Here is a 24,383-nt window from a genome sequence, read left to right on the forward strand (position 1 = left end):
GGCGATGAGCGGCTCTGGAACGGACAGAAAACGTGTGGTCGTTACGGGAATAGGCGTAGTCAGCCCGTTGGCTGTTGGTGCAGAACTGACATGGAAGCGCCTTATCAACTCTCAATCCGGCATTGGTCCGATCACACAGTTTGATGCTTCTGATCTTCCGGCGAGAATTGCAGGCGAAGTCCCAGCCGGACCAACGGAAGAGGGTGGACTTACCCTTTCCGACTGGGTGCCTGTCAAGGAACAGAAAAAGATGGACCGGTTCATCCATCTTGGTCTGGCAGCGGGTATCCAGGCTGTGGAAGATTCAGGCTGGAAGCCGGAATCAGAGGAAGATCGTTGTGCAACAGGTGTCATGATCGGTTCTGGCATTGGCGGCCTGAAAACGATCTACGACAACTCGCTGGCTGTGGCAGCAGGCAAGGCACGTCGTCTTTCTCCTTTCTTTATTCCTTCATCGCTGATCAATCTCACGGCGGGGCATTTGTCCATCCGTTATGGTTTCAAGGGGCCGAATCATGCCGTGGTGACCGCTTGTGCGTCCGGTACCCATGCGATCGGTGATGCGTCCCGTCTGATCCAGCATGGCGATGCGAAGGTAATGGTTGCTGGTGGCGCAGAGTCGGCCATCTGCGAGCTCGGTATTGCCGGTTTCTGTTCAGCCCGCGCCCTTTCGACCAGTTTCAATGACAGTCCGACAACAGCATCCCGCCCGTGGGACAGGCAGCGTGACGGGTTTGTCATGGGTGAGGGTGCCGGCGTGGTAGTGCTGGAAGAGTACGAACATGCAAAGCGTCGTGGTGCCAAGATTTATGGCGAAGTCGTTGGGTATGGTCTTTCGGGGGATGCCTATCACATCACCGCTCCGGCGGAGAATCATGAAGGGGCCTTCCGTGCCATGCAGGCTGCCCTGAAGGATGCCCGGGTCAGCCCTGCCGAGATTGGCTATGTCAATGCTCATGGGACCTCCACAATGGCGGATGATCTGGAACTCGGGGCTGTAGAGCGCCTGTTTGGTGATGCAGCTGCTGGTACGAGCATGTCGTCCACAAAGTCGGCGATCGGGCATCTGCTGGGTGCCGCTGGCGCCGTGGAGGCCATTTTCTGCCTTCAGGCCATGCGTGATGGTATCCTGCCTCCTACGCTCAATCTGGATGAACCGTCCAGTGAGAGCGCCATGGACCGTATCCCTCACAAGGCGAAAGAGCAGCAGGTGGATGTTGCTCTTTCCAACAGCTTTGGCTTTGGTGGGACCAACGCCAGCCTTGTTCTGAAGCGGTTCAGGGGCTGATCTGACTGTCTGATGCAGATTTTCGACGCTGGAGACTGAAACGATGGCACAGGAACCTGCATCAGACACTTCCAGAAAACAGGGGCCTGAAGAAGAGAGTGGAAGCAGGGCCAGGAAGCGTTTCCGTCTCCTGACAAAAGGACGGGTCTTTGCTTTGCTGCTGGCCGCTGCTGGTGGAACCGTTTTCGCCGGGTATGGCCATTACACAGACCCGGGGCCTTTACAGACAGAGCGTGTGGTTGTCATCCCAAGGGGGGGCACTGGTCGGGTCATTGAAGCCCTTCAGGAAAATGGGATTCTGGCACGGGGTGGTGTGTCTTCCCTGTTCTTCAAGGTAGCCATGTATGCCACCCGCTCACAGGGAGCGATTCACGCAGCGGAACTGAAGTTTCCAGAGCGGGTGTCCATGGCTCACAGTCTTGAGATTCTCCGTCATGGGCATCCTGTCACGCACAGTTTGACCGTAGCGGAGGGCCTGACAGCAAAGCGCATCAGGACATTACTGATGCAGGCACCTGCGTTGCAAGGAGACCTTCCCACCATAGGGGAGGGGCAGGTGGCACCTCAGACGTTCTTTTATGTCTGGGGCATGGAGCGACAGGCACTTCTGCATCACATGACAGAATTGATGGGTAAGACGCTTCAGGCGATCTGGGATCAGCGGGATCAAGCAGCCTTGCAGGGTGTCATAACCACACCAGAACAGCTTCTGATTCTGGCTTCGCTTGTGGAAAGGGAGACGTCTTTGGCAGAGGAGAGACCACAGATCGCCCGGGTCTTCCTGAACCGTCTGAAACAGGGAATGAAGCTTCAGACAGATCCGACTGTCATTTATGGGTTGAGCGATGGAGATGGGGTGCTGCCTCGCCCCTTGACGCATGAGGACCTGCAGACAGAAAGCCCCTACAACAGTTATCTTCATCCGGGTCTGCCTCCGGGGCCTATCTGTTCGCCCGGTCGTGAGTCGTTGGAGGCAGCAGCTCATCCCGCTTCGGGTAATGCGCTGTATTTTGTCGCAACAGGACATGGGGGGCATAATTTTGCCCATACCCTTGCCGAACAGACGGATAACGTCCGTGCCTATCGCCGTATGAAAAAAGCGGCAGCCCAGTAATTTTTCCTGTGCAGCGGGATACCTGAAAAGAAGAAGGGGCATTATCCACTTCTGGATAATGCCCCCATCTGTGAGAAGACCGTATGATCTGCCTCAATCTTACTGGTTGAAGGCCTTCATGACGACACGACGCAGCGCATCGGCTGACTTGTTGTTGACCTGCATCCGCACGACGATGTCTTCCGGCCCGACGACCTGATGGTAATAGGAACGGTTCGCCTCACTATCGGGTTTCAGCTTGCTGCTGCCGAGGGACACACCAGCAAAAACCCCCTTCATCTTCTGCATGGCATAGACTTCCTTGGGGGTGTTCTGCGTGCTGCTGCTGTCATTGCCAAAAGCAGCATCGGCACTGGCGTCAAAGCTGAACTCGTGATCCATCAGGTTCAGGAGTGCTTTCTGGGACGTGATGAAGAAGAAAAGCTGGCTGTGCTGATAACCAGCCTGAAGACCAAAGGAGCCTGCGCTCAGGTTATAGAAAGCCGGGTCAGACCAGGAATTGTTGGCACCACGGGCCAGCAGGACGCAACGCCCACCGGTACCACCAACGATGAGAGACATCTTCGTGACGTCGGGACAGATCACGACGGCTTTTGTCTCGCCAAGTACATGGGCCGTCTTTTCCTTGACTTTGGAGTCAAGCAGAGCGGACTGCACGGCGAATGTAGCCTTGTTTACGAGAACCTGCTGTTTGGAAATCTTGGCAGCGGCTGCGTCACCGGCGCAGGCGCTCATGGCGAGCATGCCAACACCCGCAGCAATGGAAACAGTCCGTGAGATGTAGGAAAATGACTTGGACATCGGAAACCTCTCTGTAGGCTGAAAACGGATGCACGTTGGAACTATAAACTTAATCTAGTGTAACGCCTAGTGTCTTCGAGAGGGTTGCCGCAACCAGCGGGGCACAGGCGAGGATGGTCGTACGCTGCGTCAGGCCGCCCATTTTCAGGAAAGGTGACACGTGGGCTCCAGCTTCATCAAGAAGGACCAGGGCCGCAGCAACATCCCAGAGGAAGATGACGTATTCGTGATAACCATCCGAGCGACCACAGGCAACGTCAGCCAGAGCGAGGGCGCCAGACCCCAGCGACCGTGGCATGACCCCCTTGTGCAAAAGGGCCTGCATCTTTTCGGGGTACCAGCCTTCGGGGACGTAGGGTGACCAGCCAATTTCCACCATGGCTTCATTCATCTTGTCGGTTGTTGATGCCTTGATGGGGGCTCCATTGAGGAAGGCGCCTTTTCCCTTTCTTGCCGTAAAGCTTTCCCGGATGGCTGGAGCTTCTATGATACCTGCCACCGGGACATTCCGGTGCATGAGGCCTAGAGAAATGCACCAGCGATTACGGCCTCTGGCATAATTGGATGTGCCATCAATAGGGTCTATGACCCATCGGAAGAGCCCGGATGAGCTGCCGCCATGCTCTTCTCCCAGAAAGGCATCCTCGGGGAAGAGGGCTCCCAGACGGGCCGTGACAAACTGTTCCACGGTCCTGTCTGCTTCAGTCACGTAGTCCTGATGGCCCTTGAGATCAGCGGCTGGCTTACCGGGGGCAGGCTGCATGTTCAGGGCAAGGGCCGCAGCTTCCTTGATGATGGAACAGGCCGCATGAAAGCGGATGTCGATGGCGGTATCCGTATCGTATGTGATGGGCATTCATGAATCCTTGAATATGGCAGCTGCGACGTGTCCGGGGCAGAAAAGTACAGGAAGATGCTCCGGCTGTCAGCCATTCCAGAGGAACAGTAGCTCTTCCACTGGAGAGGGCAGCTCTGTATGGTGGAAGATGATTTTATGAGCATGTATCCGTAGGATGATAAGAGATGAAGCTGTTTAAAATGGACTATTGGCGTTCGGCCATTCTTCATGCTCCTTTTGAGCAGGTTATCCGGCAGAACAGTCTGGACGACATAGACATGACGTTCCTGCCGTCCTGTGGAAAGGATGGGTTTCTTGCAGATCCTTTTGGTCTGTGGGACGGGGGACGCTTGCATGTTTTTGCTGAGTATTATGATTACAGCCAGGCCAAGGGTGTCATTGAGGTTCTCATTTACGATGAGTCCTTCGCCCTGCAGGAGCGTCGCTGTGTCCTGAGTGAGGATTGGCATCTCTCTTATCCCTATGTGTTCCGGCACGAGGGAGTGACCTACATGCTGCCGGAGGCCTACAAGTCCGGGCGTCTGACACTCTACAAGGCAACATCCTTTCCCTATGAGTGGCAGCGTGTGCCCATGTTCGACTTCCCCATTGGAGCGATTGACGCCACCCCACTTCATTATGCTGGACGCTGGTGGCTGTTCTGGACACCACCTGCCCCTAAACAGGCACGGCAGAGCACATTGCACATTGCTCTTGCAGAAGAGCTGACAGGCCCATGGTGCGATATGGGGCATTTTCTGATTGACCGCAGCGGTGCCCGTCCGGGAGGGACGCCGTTTGTTGAGGGCGATGAAGTGTTCCTGCCAGTGCAGGATTGTTCGGAGACATATGGCGGTGGCATCCGTCTGCTTCGGATCAGTGGCTTTGGTAAGGGGAGGCCGTCAATTTGCGGGGGAGATTCTGTCCCAGTGCATCTGCCGGAAATCAGGGACTATCCAGACGGCATGCATACTCTTTCTGCCGCTGGAGATGTAACGCTGGCGGATTTCAAGAAAATACGCCGCGGACTGGGACCTCTTCTCTTCAATATCAAGAGACAGATTTTGAAGTAAGATCGTGTTTCTCTTCATGCCGTTGTCAGAATGGGGCGACATGAAGGGAAATGTCAGGGATGACTCAGCAACTGCTCTGCGAGAGCTGCGTCAGCGGGTTTGTCAACATCGACAGCAGCCCGGCCGTCAGAGAGAGGGATAAGTCGTATTCTGGCGCCCGTGAGGGCATGTATGCGTTCTTCAAGCCTGTGGGAACTGAGCGTGCGCGTAAGGGTACGCAGAATGGTCGGCAGCCCCAGAATCATGGCCATGCGCAGAGGCTGTTTCCGGTAACGCTGAAGACGCTGCCAGAGCGCAACTACGGCTTTCGCCTGTGGAGTAGCCAGCCAGAAGAGATTGCAGCCTGAAAACTGAATATCTGCCAAGCGGATGTAGGTCCGCTTGGTCTGGGGTACGTCCCGCAGGATTGTCTCCTTCAAGGCGACACCGGCCGTCAGGTCGACATTGGCTGTCCGACTCTTTTCGATGAATTCCCTGACCCACTCCGGGCGGAGCAGAGCATGGTCTGCCGTCGTGACGAGGCAGGGCGTGCCGATGGCGTCGAGTGCCTGGGCAACACTTTCGCTTGGAGAGGGGGCAGACCGCAAAAGAGTGATGCGATCCCCCAAATGGCTCAATAGACCGGGCTGTTCGATACTGACCCATATTGGCCCGATTTCAGGAACCTGTTCAAGCGTATGGAGAACACGCTCAATCATGGGGCTGTTTGCAATGGGCAGCAATGCCTTGTGAGATACCTGCCCCATGCGGGCCAGAGGGTCACGCTCGCCGTCACGCGACCCGGCCAGTATCAGGACTGGAATGTTCATGCGCTCTTGGAAAGTTCTTCGTTCTTGGGAGCACGGGCAGGGTCCGGCCGGTCACGGGGAGGGGCACCTGTCCGCCGCATGACCCAAGGATAACGCTCTGCCTCTTCGACCGTGTAGCCCAGATTGAAGACATACGGGCTGCGGGGGCGTTCCTTGGCGGCCCGGTAAAAGGTACCCATCAGGCGATCTGGCAGATAGTTGGTGATGCCGTAATTGCCATCTTCATCGTGAAAATGGTGCAGGACATGGAGCTGCTTGATGTACACCACCCACTGCCAGCGGGGTTTGTAGGCCAGATGCTGGATGCAGTGGAAAAATTCATAGATGCAGGTCATGACCAGCGCTGTGGAGAGTGCTGAAAAAGCTCCACCCCAGCCGCCAATCAGCCAGCCTATGGGCATGGTGATGACCATCATGGTCGGAACTGTGTTCAGAGGAGAGCCGAACAGGACTTCGAGCAGATGGGGATCCTGGTGGTGGTCAAAATGGATACGCTTCCACATGGAGGCTGTGATGGGGTTCCGGTAGAACCAGCGTCCGTGCAGGATGTAACGGTGGATGATGTACCAGGCTGTCGGATAGACAGCGACAATGACGGGAATGGGGATGAGGACTCCCCACCAGCTGTGACGCAGATACAGGCTAAGTATGGCCGTACCGATAATCAGGGCAAAATAGAGCAGGATTGTCGGATAGGTAAGGTAAGCCGCCCATAACTGCGAAAGATTCATTTTTCCCAGATCATAACTCCTGCCTTTCTGCATGAGAGTCGTGCCCTGGAAAAATTGTTTGAACGTACTCATTTTTCCTCCATCCGCAGTATCCATGCCAGACCAAACAGGGCTGCCACGATCTGGCCCGAACTTATAGCGATTAATATGGGAAGGGAACCTGAATTTCCCAGAGCCGAGATCATGCCCTGTAGAATGACCACTCCCAGACCAGCCGCCATCACGTACACCGGCAACGGGTTCCGCAATCCCGCACGCGGCGGAATGTAGGTGATGGGCAGAGTGATGAGAAGCATCACTGCCATCTGCACCGGCAGCATCAGTGTAGCATATAATGCCATCAGATAATTTGACCTAGGTAAATTGGATGGCACTTTTCCCGAGAAAATTTTCCAGAACTGATGCGGGGTATAATACACGCCCTGCAATGTCATGTTGATGATCTCCTGCGGGGATGCCGTCAGGGTGGGAGGGGGCGGTTCGCTGCTCAGCTGAACCTGTGTCTGTTCGTTGGAAACGGTCAGCTGCCTGGCGATGCCATGGTTGACCCAGTGTCCTCCTTCATGGACCAGATTTTCATAATACTGGGCTGCGGTCAGGTTTCCGTTCTCGGCCTGACGACGGTAGAAGATGACCTTGGAAAGGTTTCTTCCACCATGGCTGATGGTTTCAACATGGATGATGTCTGTTCCGAGGCGGAACCACAGGCTGTGTAGATCGTCAGTGGCATTGGCCTGCGTTGCGCCTTCGTTCCACCAGCGGTTGAGTTCCTGCTCACAGGGGGGAATGACCCATAGTTGCACGGCCATGCAGATGACGCCAAGCAGGAGTGGAATGGGCAGAAGGTAGCGGAACATGTTGAGGGTAGAGAGCCCGGCTGCCCGCAGCACGGCAATCTCGCTGGAGAGTGCCATCTGAAGCAGCGTGAACAGGCCCCCGATCATGACCGAGAGGGGCATGATTTCAACGATGAGTGTTGGCAGGTGCAGGCCTATGTATCGGAACAGGCCACTAATCCCCAGATGCCTGTCCAGAATGGTGGAGGCATCATCCAGCAGGGCAAGAATCTCGAGCAGGGCTGTCAGCACGCCACAGCATAGGAGAATCTTTGTCAGAAGCGGCTTGAGAAAGACCTGAAGCAGGGTGGGATTGGAGGGCAGGACTCTCATGGTGACGTCCTGTTCAGGAGTACCGGTTTTCTGTGACGCCAGGAGACCTGGGAGCGTGCCAGCAGGGCTGCTGTGCAGCCAATGCAGAAGAGGAATTCGGGAACCCAGATCGTCAGCCAGACGGAGGCTTTTCCATTTGTGGCCATGCTGTGCCCAAAAAGGAGAACCTCATTGAAGCCGACCAGAATGATGGCGAGCATGATCTGCCCGACCACGGATCGGCGACGCTTGCGCCCGATGGCGAAAGCGATGGCAAGCAGTGGAATGAACATGATGCTGATGGCCCGTGCCAGACGGAAATCCATTTCGGAGCGGAGCACGATGTAGGAAATGCGTGGGGAGCCGTGGCGGAGGGCCTGGAACAGCTCGGGTGTGGTCATTTCCCGTTCATCATCACCACGGGATCGAAAAGCTTTTCGGCTTTTGCTGCGTTCGATGACACGGGCTATATGTTCAAAATGGGTAACGGTAGCATGGTCGTCAGGCACATCTGGTGTGTTAACGTGAATGACCTGCCCATCCCAGAGGTCGAGCTGGGTGGCCTGGTCCCGCTCAGAAATGGTCAGCAGCCCTCTGGGAGCCGTGATGAGCTCAGCTTTCCCATTATCCTTCAGATTGCGGATGAAGATGTTTTTCAGACGGGCCCCACCATGGTCGACACGGTCTGCTGTCAGCATGGTGGTGGAAGATGTTGAGGCGAACATGCCAGACTGAAGGTGGGGTGCCCAGCCCGTATGTTTGGCGAAATAGAATCCTTCCCGGTAGTCATATCGGGCAATCGGTTGAATGTAGCCGTACAGGAGCAGGCTGAGGGTGGCCAATATGGCCCCGACCTTGATGTAAGGCTGGCTGATGCGCAGCAGGGAAATATGGCCGGCACACAGCACGTCAATCTCGTTGTGATCGCTCATCCGGTTGACGGTCATGAAGATTGCGATGCAGAGGGCAGCCGGTAGCGCCAGTCCCATATAATGGGGCAGGAGATCGCTGAGAAGCGTGATCAGTGTGGCAATGGAGCTGCCGCTGCTGGCCAGATGGTTGAACAGCGTCAGCAGTCGCTCCAGCAGCAGGGCAACAAGCATCGTCCCCAATGCAATCGTGAAGGGGGGAATCAGCTGCTTCAGCAGGTAGCGATCCAGTGTTGGCAGGGTACTTCGTATCAACATGCAGGCTGCCTTGCCGAAATGCTGGAGAACCATTCCATGTGGGAAAAGGGGTGCCCCGTGTGGTCTCGGCGGATGAGCCTGATCTGCCATCCTTCTTCATGCGGGGTAAAGGTAAGATGGTTCCATGAGGCCCTGCGCTCGGGATTCTGGCTGTTCATGGCCGCAGCGCCGACCCCCAGAAGGGGTATGTCTGTCCCCTCGACGGTGGTTATGGTTGCATCGTGAGAGTGTCCGTGCAGGACCAGTTCTGCTCCATGGCGACGCAGGAGGCTGGACAGGGCTGGCGTGTTGATCAGGGATTTCCTGAAAGGCAGCAGCTTTTTGCGAGGGGGATGATGAAGCATGACAACCCGGCAGTATCCTTCTTCACCCAATTTCGCAAGAAGGCTTGCCAGTTTTTGGCGCTGTTTCCTGTCGATGCGTCCGTAGGCGGTAAAAGGAGGGGTTGGCAGGGCGGAGTTGAGCCCGATGACGGCGACCCTTCCGAAAAAACGGACAAAAGGAAAGGCACTGTCGGACCACGTTTCCCACTGTGCTAGGCTGTTCCTGTAAGAAATGGGCGCCATGAAGTCATGGTTGCCTGGCACGACGACGGGAGTGAGAGGCAAGGTGGACAGCCAGGCAGCCGCCTGACGATATTCTTCCTTCGTGCCGAAATTTGTTATGTCGCCGCTGATGAGCAGGGCAGAAAGTTCCTTGTGGGAGGCGATGTTTTCGAGCAGCTCGGCTGTGACGGATGGCAGCAGGACATGCTTCCGTCTGCTGACCCAGAGAATGCGGCTGAGCAGACGTTTGTTGAGGAAGGCAGACCATGCGATGGTGGGGGGAGGCAGATGCGGGTCTGACATATGGGCCAGACAGACAGAAAGGTCACGCCGGGAAGATGCAGTGGCGGACGGGTCGGAAAGCATTGTTGCACCATATCCATGAAGGGGCGGGTGATCTCTCAGGAGAAAAACTCCTTGCTGGCCCCCTTAGCATAGCCATGTTAAAGGGGTTCGGCCAGCGTATGAAATAGCCTGGCTTTTTTATGTTTCTGGGCGGATGCGTGGTGGATAGATGCAGAAATTGATGAATGTCGTACAATCGGCCCTGATACATAACCCCAACAGCCGCAAAAATGCTCAGGACAAAGGGCAGTTCGTGCGAATGGCACGGCAAAAAATGGGGGATTTCTGCGTATCTGCTTTAAATGACAGCCATCTCCCTGCGCATCTGACTGAACTGAAAAGCCGGGGTGTGGATCTGATTGCCATCAGTGGGGGGGATGGTACGGTCAGTGCCTGTCTGACAGCGATTGCTTCTGTCTATCATGACTGTCCCCTGCCGTCCGTGGCCATTCTGCCTTCCGGCAATACCAATCTCATAGCCGGTGATGTCGGGTTCGGCCTGCATGGCGAGGCCGCCATTGATCGTCTGTTGCGCCCTGAAGGGCTGAAAAGCTGTATTAGGACGCCCATAAGATTGTCCTGGCCGGATGGAGAACGGCCTTCGGTACTGGGCATGTTTGGTGGCTGTACGGGATATGCCAGAGCTGTCCGTATCGCTCATTCGCCGAATGTCCTGAAATTTGCTCCGCATGATCTTGCTGTTTTCTTTACGCTCTTCAGCAGCATGGCGAGCCTTCTTTTCCGTCGCAGCCGCCATTCCTGGATGAATGGGGACAGGCTCTCCTGGTCGGCAGAGGGAACGGGATTGCCTGTGCCAGGCAGGGAGGGGCGCAGCTTCCTTTTCATGACGACAGCGCTGGAAAAACTGTCTCATGGCATCTGGCCATTCTGGAATGAAGATACCAGTAGGGACGGGTTCCATTTTCTTGATGTCCATGCGTTTCCTGAGGCGTTGCCGAAGGCCTGTTTCAACCTTCTGAGGGGGCGGGCACCGGAATGGCTGCGGGCACACAAGGATTACACGAGCGCTACTGCCCGGGCGATGCAGCTTGAAACAGACAGTGATTTTGTTCTGGATGGTGAGGTCTTTCCAGTTTCTGCCGGTGGCCGCCTGAAACTGGAAGAAGGACCGGCCTTTCGGTTTGTCCATGTCTGACATCATCAGGAAGACGCTCATCAATGAGCTGACAACGCCCGTAGCTGGAGAGCTCGCCCAGTTTGCAGAGGCTGTTGCCAGCCGGCTGCGCAGGCCGCCGCTCGGTGTCCTATTTTATGGATCGGTTCTCCGCAAGGTTGATCCCGAGGGGATCGTTGATTTCTATGTCATCACAGACCGGCCGGAAAGTCTGGGTGGACATGCCTTGGCCCGTATGGCCAATCGTCTTCTTCCCCCCAATGTCTATTACATGGAACATGAGGTAGAGGGGCGGACCATACGGGCAAAAGTTGCCTTTCTGTCCATAGCGCAGTTTCTCGGGCGCAGTACGCTTTTTACAGTGGATACGACCATATGGGCCCGCTTCTGCCAGCCGGTGCGTCTGGTCTGGGTACGTGATGCTGGAAGTGCTGATCGTCTTTTACAGGCCATTAGCCAATGTGTGATTACGGCATCCTGCTGGGCGGCCTTGCTGGGACCTGAGCAGGGCAGGGCGGACGTATACTGGCACGATCTGTTTGCCCATACCTATGCTGCCGAGCTGCGTGTGGAAAAGAAGGGACGCAGTCACAACCTTCTGGCAGGAAGAGAAGAGCGATACGAAATCCTGCTGAAAGCAGCCTGGAGGCAGGCCTCCCTGAGCTATGCTGCGCAGGGAGACGTTCTGCTTCCCCAGCTTACGGCTTCAGCGAGAGACAAGGCAACACGGGACTGGGGAAGGGTGAAAGCCTTTGGGAAGCCGTTGAACGTGGCACGTCTCATCAAGGCAGCGTTTACGTTCAGGGATGGGGTGAGCTACCTGCTGTGGAAAATACAGAGGCACACGGGACAGACGATCCACGTATCGGCTTTTGAGAAAAGGCACCCTATTTGGACCCTGCCGCTTTTTCTTTGGCGGGCCCGGCATCTCCGGTCAGGGAGATCATGACAACGGCCTGATGGGGATGCTTATCAAAAGAAAAGCCCCCAAAGCGGAATCATGATCCTGCTTTGGGGGCTTCGGCCTGTCGGGCGGGATCAGACCAGCTTCAGTTCCTTGGCGATGGTGCCGAATGTCTCTACGGCCCGGTCAATTTCGGCAGCAGAATGTGCCGCCATGACAGAGCAGCGCAGCAACGGCCTGTTGTCCGGCGTTGCCGGAGGCAGGGAGAGATTGACATAGACTCCGGCATCAAGGAGTGCGTTCCAGAAGGTAATGGCCTGCGGAATATCTTCCAGCGTGACGGCAATGACCGGGGAGACGAAGCTGCTCGTGTTCAGTCCGACAGACTTGAATCCCTGATGCAGTCGGGCTGCATTATCTTGCAGTTTCTGGCGCAGATCAGGACGGTTCTGGATTTCCTCGAGGGCCGCCAGGGTTGCTGCGATGATTTCAGGTGGCAGCGAGGCTGTGAACATGTAGGGGCGGGAGCAGAGGCGCATGAGATCAATTTCATCATGATCCGTTACGCAATATCCCCCGACCGTCCCGAGAGATTTGGAGAACGTTCCGACGATAAAGTCGATATCGTCCTCACAGCCCTGCATTTCTGCAACGCCACGGCCATGCTCGCCCAGCACACCAAAAGAATGGGCCTCATCTACCATCAGGGGAATGTTGTGGCGCTTCTTGACCTCGACGAACTCCTTGAGGGGAGCGATGTTCCCCGTCATGGAGTAGATGCCTTCAGCGATGATCAGGCGGGCCCCGGTCGTTTTGGCTGTTCTGGCGACACGCTTCTCCAGGTCCGCCGGATCATTGTGCCGGAAGCGGATGACCTGTGCCCCAGAAAGGCGGGCTCCGTCATAGATGGAAGCATGACTGTCAGCATCGAGAAAAAGGATGTCATCCTTGTTCACGAGGGCCGAAATCGTCCCCAGATTGGCCTGGTATCCTGTCGAGAACACCATGGCGTGTTTTTTTCTGAAAACGGACGTCAGAGCCTTTTCCAACTGCTGATGCAGTCCGAACGTACCATTGGCAATGCGGGAGCCTGTAGTGCCCACGCCCATGGTTTTGGCCGTATGGATGGCTGCGTCCCGTGCTGCGGTGGATTGGCTGAGACCAAGGTAATTGTTGGTACCGAAGAGAAGGGTTTCCCGCCCCTCGATGATACCGACCGTAGCGGAAAGAGGGCGCTCTATCACGACGCCAAAAGGATTCCTCGGGCTTGCAGCCATGAGGGAGTCGTAATTTCCCTTCAGAGTGGCGTATTTGTCAAAAATGCCAGCGCTCATGCCTGTTCTGCCTTGATGGTATGCAGACAGGAAGCGAGATCTTTTATGGTACGGATGTCTGCAAGCTTGTCGAGAGGGACGGAGACATCAAGCATATCCTCAATCTCCATCACAAAATTCATGACGGCGAGACTGTCGAAGGCCAAGTCTTCCACGATCCGACTGTCTTCGGAAATGTCGCGTGGCACTTTCGGGTTTTCCAGAAGTTTCTGGAGAATCATGTGAGAGATATCAGCAACACTGTCTGTCATGTCTTGTCCCTTTGTGACCAAGCGAAGAAGGAAGACCAGCATGACCTTCCTTCTCATATTTGGGAATGGCCTCTTCAGCTCTCAGGCGAATTCCTTGTTGAGGTACATGGCCCTCGCACGAGCCCGGGTCAACTTCCCCGATGAGGTCTGGGGCAGAGACCGTGGCGGCACCAGTACCACATCCACATCAATACCATGTAGACGGCGGAACAGGGCAACCAGTTCTTCTTTCAGTCTGCTACGGGGTTCTTCTTCCGTGTAGCGACACTGGACCAGCGCCACAACCCGCTCTCCCTGGCCATCTTCAACCGAGAAGACGGCGACATCACGGGAACGGAGAGAGTCGACTTCATGCTCTGCGGCCCATTCCAGGTCCTGCGGCCAGATGTTTCGGGCATTGATGATGATGAGATCCTTGGCACGCCCGGTAATGACGATCTGGTTATCAAGCATGTAGCCGATATCGCCAGTATTCAGCCACCCATCCCCGGAGAAGGCCTTTGCCGTTTCGTCCGGGCGGTTGAAATAGCCTTTCATCAGGCTGGGGCCGCGGACATGGACGGTGCCAACCTGACGTTCCTTCAGTGCTTTGCCGGAACCGTCACGCACTTCGATCTGATGTCCGGGCAGGCAGACGCCACACAGCACGAAGTCACGTGCCGTATCGGTACCTTTCTCAGCCGGCTGCGCATAATCTTCCCGTTCCATGATGGAGAGGTCGACCGTATCTGTACGCAGCCCGGTGTTGAGCGGGGCAAAGCTGATGGCCAGAGTTGTTTCGGCCATGCCATAGCTGGCGACGAAGGCCTTTTCATCAAAGCCACGTTTGGCAAAAGTCTCGGCGAAATTGTGGATGATGTGCGGGCGGATCATGTCACCGCCGATACCGGCCACACGCCATGAGGAAAGATCAATATCCTCCCGGGCGCCACGGCGGGCGCAGAGCTCGTAGCCAAAGGAAGGACTGTAGGACATGGTTGCCTTGTTGCGGGCAATCAGCTCCAGCCAGATATGCGGACGGCGTGCAAACTCCCGTGTGGGCAGGAGATCGACAGAAAGCTGGCAGGTCATGGGCGTCAGGAAAAAACCGACAAGCCCCATGTCATGATAAAGCGGCAGCCATGAGACGCAACGGTCATCCCGCTCATCAGAGCTGGGATAGACTTGGAGACCATGACGGGCAATGGCGTGAGCATTGGCCATTCCGGCTTTCTGCGTCACACTGATGCCCATGGGAAAGCGAGTGCTGCCCGATGAAAACTGGAGGTAGGAGAGAGCCTCCTCACTGATTTCCGGCAGCGGAATATCCTTTTCTTCACAGGCTGTCAGTTCAGCCGGGGACCCGCCAAAGAGAAGGGAAAAACCAGCGACGATATCGGCTGTCCAGTCACCGATGACCTTGGGGACGACAACGGCTCTGGCATCCGCACTTGTGATCATGCCACGCAGTGTCTCGATGTACCCTTCCTTGCCACCAAAAGCGACAGGGAGGGGCAGGGGGGCGGGGACGAGACCGGCATACTGGCAACCGAAGAAAATGCGGGCGAAATCACCGTCACTTTCCGCAACAATGGCCACCCTGTCTCCCGGCTCCAGTCCCAGGCCGAGCAGGCGGCGGGCCATGGCATGGGCCTGCTGTCGCAGCTTGCTGTAGGGGAGGACTTCCAGCAGGGTTCCCCGTCCAGAATAGATATTGAAGCCACTGGCCCCCTGTGCTGCGTAGTCAAGGGCAGCGGGGAAGCTGGGGAAGTCTCCATAGCGGCGCTCGATGCCGGAGCGGCTCGGGGTGATGGAGAGTGTGGGAGTGGGTTTCTGATTGGCCTCGGTCAAACCTGGACTAGCTCCGTTTGGACCATCGGACTGAACATCCTGAGGCCCCTGCGAAATCAAAAAAACTTGACCCCTGTTCATAGGGTAAAGACCACTCTGCGCCCGCAGAGCAGTAATGCTGTGCCCTGTCTCTAATACAGAACACCCCTCTGCCTCAAGCATATGTCATGATTTTCACCGACAAAATTGCTGCCCTCTGGCGGGAGGCTTTGTCTTCCTTCCTGAAAACTGGGAGAAAAGCCCGGAAAACAGGGAAAAAACGGTATGGGATTTTATCATTAAATAATAATTTCTAAGGAAGATATTTCCTGTAAGATCAGGGCGCCTGATCTTGGACAGCATGAGAATGAGAGGCCAGAGAGATGCATTTCTGCAAGCAGACAAGTGCCCGTCTGACGGTGGATCTTGCCGCTATCAGGAGGAACCATGCGTGGTTGGCGGAGTGCGTACGGGGTGCGGAATGTGCTGCTGTGGTCAAGGCTGATGCTTATGGGCTGGGTGTGCGGGAGATTGCCTCCAGTCTTGCTGACAGGGTCCAGACCTTTTTTGTGGCCCAGCCGGAGGAAGGATGCCAGCTGCGGAGACTGCTGCCGGACAAGAGGATTTTCGTGCTGCATGGCTTCCTGACAGGGCAGCCGGAAACGATGGTGGAGCATGGTCTGATCCCGGTTCTGAACAGTCTGGAGCAGGTAAGGCAGTGGCGGGCTTTCTGTCATGGGGAGGGGCGGGATCATCCGGCGGCTCTTCAGTTCGACACGGGCATGTCCCGTTTCGGGGTTTCGAAAGATGACCTTCGCGCCGAGGTTCTGAGAGGGTTGAAGCCGGTTCTCGTCATGAGCCATCTGGCCTGTGCTGACCAGCCGGATGACCCTGCCAACAGGGAGCAGCTTCAGCGTTTTCTGGCCATGAGTGCAGTTTTTCCTGATGTGCCTCGGTCATTGGCGGCTTCTTCCGGCATTTTCCTGGGAGCTGACTATCATTTCGAGATGGTTCGCCCCGGTATTGCGCTTTATGGCATTCCGCCGCATGGGGAGAGCTGCCCACTCGTGCCAGCCATTGGGCTTGAGGCTCAGATATTGCAGGTCAGGACTGTCGAAGCAGGGGGGAGTATCGGGTATGGCCTGACCTATCGTGCAGAGCGGCCCAGGCGTGTGGCGACTGTTGGTATTGGCTATGCCGATGGCATCTTCCGTTCTTTTGCCCGGGATGGTGCCTTGTGGTGGGGAGATAGACGTCTGCCTGTTCTCGGACGGATTTCCATGGATAGTCTTTCCGTTGATGTTACGGAGTTGCCGGATGAGGTTGCCCGGGAGGGTGTATGGCTGACACTCATCGGGCCGCAGCAGGATATTGCTACGATGGCCGAATGTGTGGGTACGATCGGTTATGAGGTGCTGACGTCTCTGGGCTACAGGTTTGATCGTTTTTATAATGGTTCGTGCCGGTAATTGTCTGTCAGTTTCTGATCTGTTGATGGCCAAGAACAGAACTGGGTAATGGTATGGGCTGGATCAGCCCAATGCACCATATGGTCGCAGCATGGGATGCACATTGCCATGGGGCTCTGTGAGGTCATATGATTGTGGCATCATGGATGTTTGATACGTTGAATTTGCTGGTATGTATGGCTGGCCGTTAGATTATCTGGTTGGTTTTAACATATATGAGTTTGCATAATCTTTATTATGCGATTTTCTTTTGTGGAGGGAACTCCCACAAGATTTCTGTCGCTGCTATAAGACAACCCATGACTGACAGATCATTTGATATCCTTCCAGCCAGATATAAAAACCCGGAGACTGAATTTCTTGGGCATCCCAAAGGTTTGTGGGTTCTGTTCTGGACGGAAGGCTGGCTCTCCTTTGCCCAATACGGGATGCTTTCCATATTGGTGGTGTATCTGAAGGACATCCTGCAGCACACAGACCGGGCCCGGCATATTCTGGGCCTACCGTCCCTTCTGTCCATCAATGATAGCCTGTACGCTCCCAGTGGTCTGGACGCCACAGCTGGGAGTCTTTCGGGCCTCATCATGGCGGTCATATTTGCAGCTCCATTTGTGGGAAGTTTCATGGCAGATCACGGCCTTGGCCGGACGCGTTCTGCTGTCATTGGCATCAGTCTGCTGACAGTCAGTTTTACCCTCATGATGGCGGAAAGCTGTTTTGTTCTGGCCCTGTGGCTCTTTTTGGCAGGTGTTGCTTTGTCCGGCAGCCTGAAGGCGCAGGTTGGAGCGCTATATACGTTGGAAGACCGTAGACGTTCTGATGCTTATCAGCTTTACAGCCAGAGCATACAGATCATGGCCATCATCTCTCCCCTTCTCTGCGCCTTTCTGGGAACCATTGCCTGGCGTTGGGCTTTCATGGCAACAGCTTGTGCGATGATGATGGGGCTGGCTGGTTATCTCATGGGGTGTCGCTATCTCCCAGAAGAAACGGCCTCCTTTGCTGTTGGCAAGGATATCCGGCCAGTCGGTTGCACGGTGGTGGAAAAGAAACGGATTGTCTTTCTGCTCTGGCTGGTAGGCCTGTTTGCCCTTGGAGTTCTTCCCAATCAGGAAATCATGGATGGTTATCTTCTCTGGGGCAGTGATCATTATCGCCTGACTGTCATGGGCATTACGTGTCCCGTCAGTACGCTGGTTTCATTGGATAGCGTCATCAGCATGATTACGGGATTTCTGGTCCTGTGGTTCTGGCGCTGGTATGATCACCGCCGTGGCCGCCCCGTACATGACATGACAAAGATCATCATTGGTAGCGCCATTGCGACAGCTGGGCCGTTATTCCTGATCGCAGGAGAATATGTCTGCCCCGCCCCTCATCAGATCAGCCTCTGGTGGGGTGTGGCCTTCCATACCGTCAATGACATTGGCTGCGGGATGACTTTTCCTATCGGAATGGCCCTCTTCTCCCGTTATGCACCTGCACGGCACAGTACGACACTGATTTCCTGCTTTACATTGCATATTTTTCTGGGAAACCTGATGGTCGGCAAGCTGGCAGGGATGCTGCACCATATCCCTGATGCGCTTTTCTGGTCGCTTCATTCAGGCGCTGCTTTCCTGTCTACGCTCGGCCTGATGGCCTCCAGCAGGATTGGCAGTCGCCTGTTTCTGGCAGGTTCTTCCCACGGCTGAAAAAGTCAGCGTTTTTCCACGATCGGCGAAATGATGAAACCGGCTTCATGGGCTGGAGAGATGGTGTTGCCTTCTCTGGTAATGACCACGTTGGCTCCGAGAGAGCCCTTCAGCCTCATGTCATGCCGCTTCATGATCTGACGCTTCACGATGGGAAAGGTTTGCAGAAGCCTGTCAAAATCAGCTTTTGGAATGGCCAGCATGTGGGAAAATTGCAGGGAGCGGACCGTATTATGCGCTCTCTGTCCCTGAATATGGCTGTTGGCGCCAATCAGGTCTCCTGCTCCCAGCATGACTTCCTGGGTTTCCGTGCTGGTGGATGTTTCTACAAGACCTGCCACCTGCGCATAGATCGTGCGGATGCGCTCGCCTTTGCGGATCAGTATCTCCCCTGGCGAGAGGAAACAGATGAAGACCCGGCCCGCCAGTTCATGAAGGGCTGCATCTGGAACCCCGTTGAAGGCAGGGAAAGACCTCAGACGCTGCTCAATGCCACTGCGCAGGTTGAAGCGTAACGGCGTGTCCAGCCGATTCCTCTGTCGTTCGATCGACTTATGAAGCTCCCGATGCAGTTCCTGCGAGATGAGGTTGTCCTTTGCCAGAGTGGCATATTCTTCATCTTCCAGACGGAGGGCTATCTGGCGCAACAGACGTCCCTCCAGCGCTTCTGAATAGCCGGAATAATGCAGCCTCAGTGTTGCCAGGGCATCATCCAGCAGTTTGCGCTGCCGTCCCAGCACTTCAGACACGATTTCCGTAATACGGAGTCCCAGAGTGGGTTCCATGCGTTCCCGGACAAAGCGTATCAGGGATGTGGAAACCAGATGGGAAATGATCAGCGTTTCAAAACGCTCCATCATGCAGGCGGTCAGCGGGCGATCAATATGAAAGCGCCTGTGCAGCATCTGTGCCAGGCGGAGACGCCAGGAAGGCTGAAGACTCTTGCGGCGTGTCTTGACGTAGCCATACCGTCCCTCCAGCTGGGTGGCATCCACGATGGCCTCTGTAGCGCGCAGCAGGGTCTCGATCACCCGACGGCTGGACATTCCCTGAACCCGGAAAAGGTCCAGCAGCAGGGTCCGCTCCTGGTTGGCAATGGTCAGCAGGGCCATGTTGACGCGATCTTTGTCGGTCAGTGCTGTCTCAAAATTGTTGCTGGCTTTTTCCTTTTCGGCACGCTGTTCAAGCCGGCTGATGACCCCGCCCCGTGTCCGGGCACCAAAACTGAGTTCATCAGACACATGGGCCACACGCTGAGCCACATGGCTGAGACCGATACCGATGATCTGGTTTCGCAGGGCTTCATCAATGGGGGACAGCCTGTCGAGCTTCAGGAAAAGAACCAGAGAGCGTAGCGTCGTGCCATTGATGAGAAGCGTGGTCAGTACAAATCCGGTAGCTACGATCCCGACAAAATGGGTGATGGAATCGTTGATGTGCGGGTTTTCATTGACAGCAAGTGCCAGCGCCAGCGTGATGGCGCCACGCAGGCCACCCCAGGCCATGGTGGTCTTGAAGCGTAATGGAACAGGTGGCGACAGTCTGGTGAGGATCAGGAGAGGAAGGAGGCCGAAGATGACGGCTGCTCTGGCGATCAGCCCTGCCAGACTGGCAATGAAGATCAGCAGAAGGTCCCACTTCGTCATGCCGATCATCATACGGGGGACAAGCATGGCCGCTAGCATGAAGACGAGCGTACTGGCCCAGAACTCGATCTGCTCCCACAATTCCCGGAGAAAGCGCCACGTCTGGGGACGGAAGGTGGATGGACCAAAAGCCGAAATGGTCAGACCGGCAGAGGCCGTGGCGACCACACCGGAAAACCCGAGGATATCGTCACAGAGGATGTAAACCCCATAGGGCAGCACGAGGGAGAGTGTGATCTCAGCTGCGGGGAATCCGCTGATGGCAGTAATCATGATGAGGGCCAGTCGGGCGACTGACACACCGATGATGACGGCTCCGGCAAAGTTGGTCAGAAAATCTATGCAGGCTTCACTGAAACTGATCTGATGATGGGCGGTGATGGCCGATACCAGGATGGTGAAAATGGCAATGGCCGCTGCATCGTTCAGCAGGGCTTCCCCTTCCACAAGGCGGCTTAGGCGGGCCGCTGCGCCGATCTCACGGAAAATGCTGGCCACGGCAGAGGGATCTGTCGTGGCCACGATGGCCCCCAGCAGGAGGCAGGCAACGAGGCTCTGCTGTGCAAAGGGATAGAGGGCAAAGCCAATAGTCGCTGTGGAGACAATGACAGCCACGATGGCCAGCAGCAGCACCGTGGCGATTTCATGGGTCAGACTGCGGACATTGATCCCCATGGCCCCCTGAAAGACCAGGAGTGGCAGGAAGATGAGCAGGAAGCCCTCACTGCTGATGGGGAATGACAGGAGAGCCCCTGCCGGTCCTTCCAGCAGGTCCAGCCCCATGGAATTGTTGACGAGAGAGGACGCTGCCCCCAGCCCTATCCCCAATACGGCAATGATGACCGTTTCAGGCAGGTTGATCTTCTTGGCCAGGGGCGGAATGAAGCTGATGAGAAAAAGGAGGAAAACCAGGGTCAGAAGTACAGCTGCCAGCCCTATTTCCATCTGATATCCCCTTTTTTCACCCTCTGATCACGCTGCCCGGAGAGTAAGCGCAAAACCCCTGTCAGGCAAGCCTTGCAGGGGGTTATTACCTGCTTTCCACCTTTCTGAAGCATTAACGGGGCGTCGTCGTTACTCCACGGTAACGGACTTGGCCAGATTGCGGGGCTGGTCCACGTCCGTACCTTTCAGCAGGGCAACTTCGTAGGCCAGAATCTGTACCGGAATGGTGTAGAGGATGGGCGCCACGAAGGCACTGACATCCGGCAGGATGACCATGTGTTCTGCAATGCCTTTCAGCCGTTCAGCCCCCTTGTCATCGGTAAAGACAAGAATGCGTCCCCCACGGGCCCGGGCTTCCTGAAGGTTGGAAAGTGTCTTGTCAAACAGGATGGTGGAAGGTGCGATCGCCACGACAGGAACACTGGGGTCGATCAGGCTGATGGGACCATGTTTCAACTCTCCAGCGGCATAGGCTTCTGCATGGATGTAGCTGATTTCCTTGAGCTTCAGCGCCCCTTCCTGGGCAACAGGCATGCAGATTCCACGTCCCAGATAGAGGACGTCCCTGGCCTGGGCAATCACCCGTGCCATGGTGCGTATCTGGTCGAACAGGCCCAGAACTTCCATGGCATGGGATGGAAGGTCCAGCAGGTTGTCTGTCAGCTCCCGTTCCCGTTTTTCATCCAGCAGGTTGCGCTGGCGGGCAAAATCGATGGTCAGGGCAGCAAGCACGGCAAGCTGGGCCGTAAATGCCTTGGTAGAGGCAACTGATATTTCTGGTCCGGCTACCATGCCCAGAACCAGATCACTCTCCCGGCCCATGGTGGAATGTTCCACGTTCAGGATGGAGACGATGCTCTGCCCTGCCGTCTTGAGCTCCCTCAGCACCCCGAGTGTATCGGCTGTTTCACCGGACTGGGATATGAGCAGTGCCAGCCCCTTGTCAGGCTGTGGCGGGTTCCGGTAGCGCAGCTCGGAGGCCACATCAATATCAACCGGCAGCCGGGCCAGCTCTTCAAGCCAGTAGCGGCCGACCATGCCAGCATAAAAAGCTGAACCGCAGGCCGTGATCGTAGCACGGGACAGCGTACTGGCATCAAATGGCATATCTGGCAGAGCAATGCGGCGTGTGACAGGGTCGATGATGCGCTGGAGCGTCTGGCCAATGGCTACGGGATGTTCATGGAGTTCCTTCTCCATGAAATGCCGGTACCCATCCTTGCCAATCTGCCCTGTTGTCAGGGAGGCTGTCTGGATCGGCCGCTCAACAGCCCTGCCCTGCCCGTCCAGAATCTCGACATGCTCCCGTGTCAGCACGCACCAGTCCCCATCTTCAAGATAGGATATCTGGCTGGAGAGCGGTGCCAGGGCGAGACTGTCCGACCCGAGGAACATCTCCCCTTCGCCGTAGCCAATAGCCAGAGGAGCGCCATGACGGGCCCCGATGAGGAGATTGTCATATCCCTCAAAGATCATGGCAATGGCATAAGCACCCTGGAGCTGACGGATGGTTGCAAAAGCAGCTTCCTTGGGAGGCAGACCGTTCTGGATATGCTCATCCAGCAGATGGGCAACGGCTTCTGAATCCGTTTCAGTCTCGAAGGTACGCCCCCCGGCTTCAAGGGTTTTCTTCAGGTCTGAAAAATTCTCGATGATACCGTTATGAACAATCGCCACTTTTCCGACCCTGTGCGGGTGGGCATTGTTGGTGGTTGGTGCTCCGTGGGTTGCCCAACGGGTATGGCCAATACCTGTGGTACCGGAAAGGGGTGTTTCCTCCAGAGCCTTGGCCAGATTATCCAGCTTTCCGGCAGCCCGGCAACGTGCGAGCCGACCATGCTCCACGGTCGCAATGCCGGAAGAATCATAACCGCGATATTCCAGCCGACGGAGCCCTTCAAATACGATCGGAGTAGCAGGACGGTGTCCGACGACGCCACAAATACCACACATCAGCCCTGTTCCTTCTTCTTCCGCAGTGCCTGCTGGAGAGCCTTCCCCTTGCCTGCCTTATTGTCCTGCCGTGTCCGCCCGAATGCAAGGGCCTCGGCGGGAACGTCCTGCGTGATGACACTGCCTGCCGCTGTCATGGCATCATCGCCAATCTGGATGGGGGCCACCATGATGGTATTGGACCCTATGAAGCAGCCTTCCCCAATAACGGTTCCGTGTTTGAAGACGCCATCATAATTGCAGGTTATGCTGCCAGCGCCAACATTGCTCCCCGCACCTATCTGGCTGTCCCCCAGATAGCTGAGATGATTTGCCTTGCTTCCGGCCCCCAGAGTCGTGTTTTTGAGTTCCACGAAATTGCCGACGTGGCTGCCTTCATGGCAGACAGTGCCAGGACGCAGCCGGGCATAAGGGCCAATCACGACGCCCTGCTTCACAACACATCCTTCCAGATGTGAAAAGGCACGGATTACGCAACCTTCTTCGAGAGTGACGCCAGGCCCAATGAACACGTTGGGTTCGATCACCACATCGGCAGAAATGATGGTATCAGGGTCGAAAAAGACGCTGGATGGATCAATTAGGGTGGCGCCCTGTTGCAATGCTTTCTGGCGCAGACGCTGTTGGAGCCGTGCTTCGGCCTCTGCCAGCTCGGCCCGGGAGTTGATGCCGGCCAGCTCGTCCTCCGTCCCCTCGACGCAGCTTACTCGTCCTTGCCGGGCTGCGAGAGCGACGATATCCGTCAGATAATACTCGTTCTGGGCATTTTCGGGGGTGATGCGGCTCAACCAGTCTTTCAGCTGCGCAACCTCAGCACACATCATGCCTGCATTGCAGAGTGTAATGCGCCTTTCGGCGTCGGAAGCATCCTTGAACTCGACGATCCGTTCCACCTGCCCATCGGGGCCTGTCACAATCCGCCCATAATGCCCGGGCACAGCAGGGCGCATTCCCAACAGGGACAGTCCGTTCTCCTGTTCTCCCTGGGCATCCAGCAGGCGCTGCATGGTATCGGCTGTCAGGAGTGGGTTATCAGCATAAAGTATGACAGCCCGTCCCTCTTCCAATCCATCCACGCCTGTTTTTGCGGCGTGTCCCGTGCCCAGACGTTCATGCTGGATGACAGTTGTGTGGGGAGATACCTGCCGGGCCAGATCATCCATTCCCGGGCCGATGACGACCACAATGCGGTCCACGACCTGCCGGGCTGTTTCGATCAGATGCCAGATCATGGGGCGGTTTCCCAGACGCTGCATGGCCTTGGGATACCGGGACTTCATGCGTGTTCCCATACCGGCAGCCAGAATGATGGCAGTAGTCATGGAACTCATAGATCAGGCCTCCCATGGAATGAAGACAGGTGC

Annotated in this window: 20 protein-coding genes; 7 read left to right on the forward strand and 13 right to left on the reverse strand. The window is 56.0% G+C overall.

Features of this window, described 5'->3' with window-relative positions; all coding sequences use genetic code 11:
* The first annotated feature begins 4 nt into the window (after positions 1 to 4).
* A complete protein-coding gene (gene fabF / locus CO583_RS01215) occupies positions 5 to 1,288 on the forward strand; it encodes a beta-ketoacyl-ACP synthase II (RefSeq protein ID WP_043560074.1) in 1,284 nt (427 codons plus the stop codon).
* 43 nt (positions 1,289 to 1,331) lie between these two features.
* Positions 1,332 to 2,402, forward strand: a complete 1,071-nt coding sequence (gene mltG, locus CO583_RS01220) for an endolytic transglycosylase MltG (RefSeq protein ID WP_248630489.1) — start codon at positions 1,332 to 1,334, stop codon at positions 2,400 to 2,402.
* A gap of 99 nt (positions 2,403 to 2,501) precedes the next feature.
* Here the strand turns inward: mltG and CO583_RS01225 are convergent, their stop codons facing one another.
* Positions 2,502 to 3,203: a lipid-binding SYLF domain-containing protein gene (locus CO583_RS01225; protein WP_052349055.1), complete on the reverse strand. Its 702-nt coding sequence runs from the start codon at positions 3,201 to 3,203 to the stop codon at positions 2,502 to 2,504.
* A gap of 49 nt (positions 3,204 to 3,252) precedes the next feature.
* Positions 3,253 to 4,059, reverse strand: coding sequence for an inositol monophosphatase family protein (locus CO583_RS01230; RefSeq protein WP_192848220.1), 807 nt, complete (start codon positions 4,057 to 4,059; stop codon positions 3,253 to 3,255).
* A 167-nt stretch (positions 4,060 to 4,226) separates the two neighbouring features.
* Between CO583_RS01230 and CO583_RS01235 the strand changes: the two genes are divergently transcribed.
* Entirely contained in the window at positions 4,227 to 5,114 is an 888-nt protein-coding gene (locus CO583_RS01235) for a hypothetical protein (protein ID WP_043560078.1), read from the forward strand.
* A 53-nt stretch (positions 5,115 to 5,167) separates the two neighbouring features.
* Here CO583_RS01235 and CO583_RS01240 read toward each other — a convergent pair whose 3' ends face one another.
* Genes CO583_RS01240 through CO583_RS01260 form a run of 5 tightly spaced genes read right to left on the reverse strand, consistent with a single transcriptional unit; the run spans position 5,168 to position 9,900 of the window.
* Entirely contained in the window at positions 5,168 to 5,923 is a 756-nt protein-coding gene (locus CO583_RS01240; RefSeq protein WP_154981431.1) for a nucleotidyltransferase family protein, read from the reverse strand.
* Entirely contained in the window at positions 5,920 to 6,726 is an 807-nt protein-coding gene (locus CO583_RS01245) for a sterol desaturase family protein (RefSeq protein ID WP_043560082.1), read from the reverse strand. The genes CO583_RS01240 and CO583_RS01245 overlap by 4 nt, the downstream gene beginning before the upstream one ends.
* Complete coding sequence (locus tag CO583_RS01250) at positions 6,723 to 7,823, reverse strand: LptF/LptG family permease (RefSeq protein WP_052349056.1); 1,101 nt, start codon at positions 7,821 to 7,823, stop codon at positions 6,723 to 6,725. The genes CO583_RS01245 and CO583_RS01250 overlap by 4 nt, the downstream gene beginning before the upstream one ends.
* Positions 7,820 to 8,989, reverse strand: coding sequence for an LptF/LptG family permease (locus CO583_RS01255; protein WP_081563172.1), 1,170 nt, complete (start codon positions 8,987 to 8,989; stop codon positions 7,820 to 7,822). The genes CO583_RS01250 and CO583_RS01255 overlap by 4 nt, the downstream gene beginning before the upstream one ends.
* Positions 8,983 to 9,900, reverse strand: a complete 918-nt coding sequence (locus tag CO583_RS01260; RefSeq protein ID WP_086431406.1) for a metallophosphoesterase — start codon at positions 9,898 to 9,900, stop codon at positions 8,983 to 8,985. Before CO583_RS01260 ends, CO583_RS01255 begins: the two co-directional genes overlap by 7 nt.
* A 160-nt stretch (positions 9,901 to 10,060) precedes the next feature.
* On the opposite strand from CO583_RS01260, the gene CO583_RS01265 reads away from it, so the two are divergent.
* Positions 10,061 to 11,035: a diacylglycerol kinase family protein gene (locus CO583_RS01265; protein WP_086431405.1), complete on the forward strand. Its 975-nt coding sequence runs from the start codon at positions 10,061 to 10,063 to the stop codon at positions 11,033 to 11,035.
* Positions 11,028 to 11,963, forward strand: a complete 936-nt coding sequence (locus CO583_RS01270) for a hypothetical protein (protein ID WP_248630576.1) — start codon at positions 11,028 to 11,030, stop codon at positions 11,961 to 11,963. The genes CO583_RS01265 and CO583_RS01270 overlap by 8 nt, the downstream gene beginning before the upstream one ends.
* 89 nt (positions 11,964 to 12,052) lie before the next feature.
* On the opposite strand, the gene spt is transcribed toward CO583_RS01270, so the two are convergent.
* The 3 genes from spt to CO583_RS01285 all read right to left on the reverse strand — a co-directional run bounded on the left by spt (position 12,053) and on the right by CO583_RS01285 (position 15,333).
* Positions 12,053 to 13,252: a serine palmitoyltransferase gene (gene spt / locus CO583_RS01275; protein ID WP_081563168.1), complete on the reverse strand. Its 1,200-nt coding sequence runs from the start codon at positions 13,250 to 13,252 to the stop codon at positions 12,053 to 12,055.
* On the reverse strand, positions 13,249 to 13,503 hold the full coding sequence (locus tag CO583_RS01280) for an acyl carrier protein (RefSeq protein ID WP_043561221.1): 255 nt from the start codon (positions 13,501 to 13,503) through the stop codon (positions 13,249 to 13,251). Before CO583_RS01280 ends, spt begins: the two co-directional genes overlap by 4 nt.
* 81 nt (positions 13,504 to 13,584) lie before the next feature.
* Positions 13,585 to 15,333 carry a fatty acyl-AMP ligase gene (locus tag CO583_RS01285; protein WP_249102965.1) on the reverse strand — a complete coding sequence of 583 codons (1,749 nt, stop codon included), beginning with the start codon at positions 15,331 to 15,333 and terminating at the stop codon, positions 13,585 to 13,587.
* Between the two features lie 362 nt (positions 15,334 to 15,695).
* Between CO583_RS01285 and alr the strand changes: the two genes are divergently transcribed.
* Both alr and CO583_RS01295 read left to right on the forward strand, forming a co-directional pair.
* Positions 15,696 to 16,781 (forward strand): alanine racemase, encoded by a 1,086-nt coding sequence (alr, locus tag CO583_RS01290; protein WP_248630486.1) that lies wholly within the window; start codon positions 15,696 to 15,698, stop codon positions 16,779 to 16,781.
* Between the two features lie 299 nt (positions 16,782 to 17,080).
* Positions 17,081 to 18,475 carry a peptide MFS transporter gene (locus tag CO583_RS01295; protein WP_249102969.1) on the forward strand — a complete coding sequence of 465 codons (1,395 nt, stop codon included), beginning with the start codon at positions 17,081 to 17,083 and terminating at the stop codon, positions 18,473 to 18,475.
* A 5-nt stretch (positions 18,476 to 18,480) separates the two neighbouring features.
* On the opposite strand, the gene CO583_RS01300 is transcribed toward CO583_RS01295, so the two are convergent.
* The 3 genes from CO583_RS01300 to glmU all read right to left on the reverse strand — a co-directional run bounded on the left by CO583_RS01300 (position 18,481) and on the right by glmU (position 24,350).
* Positions 18,481 to 21,066, reverse strand: coding sequence for a cation:proton antiporter (locus CO583_RS01300; protein WP_086431402.1), 2,586 nt, complete (start codon positions 21,064 to 21,066; stop codon positions 18,481 to 18,483).
* A gap of 129 nt (positions 21,067 to 21,195) precedes the next feature.
* Complete coding sequence (gene glmS, locus CO583_RS01305; protein ID WP_248630484.1) at positions 21,196 to 23,019, reverse strand: glutamine--fructose-6-phosphate transaminase (isomerizing); 1,824 nt, start codon at positions 23,017 to 23,019, stop codon at positions 21,196 to 21,198.
* Positions 23,019 to 24,350 carry a bifunctional UDP-N-acetylglucosamine diphosphorylase/glucosamine-1-phosphate N-acetyltransferase GlmU gene (gene glmU, locus CO583_RS01310; RefSeq protein WP_248630483.1) on the reverse strand — a complete coding sequence of 444 codons (1,332 nt, stop codon included), beginning with the start codon at positions 24,348 to 24,350 and terminating at the stop codon, positions 23,019 to 23,021. Before glmU ends, glmS begins: the two co-directional genes overlap by 1 nt.
* Positions 24,351 to 24,383 lie beyond the last annotated feature (33 nt).

Origin of the sequence: Parasaccharibacter sp. TMW2.1882 (assembly GCF_023337635.1) — a bacterium.
In the GTDB taxonomy this organism is placed as follows: domain Bacteria; phylum Pseudomonadota; class Alphaproteobacteria; order Acetobacterales; family Acetobacteraceae; genus Bombella; species Bombella apis.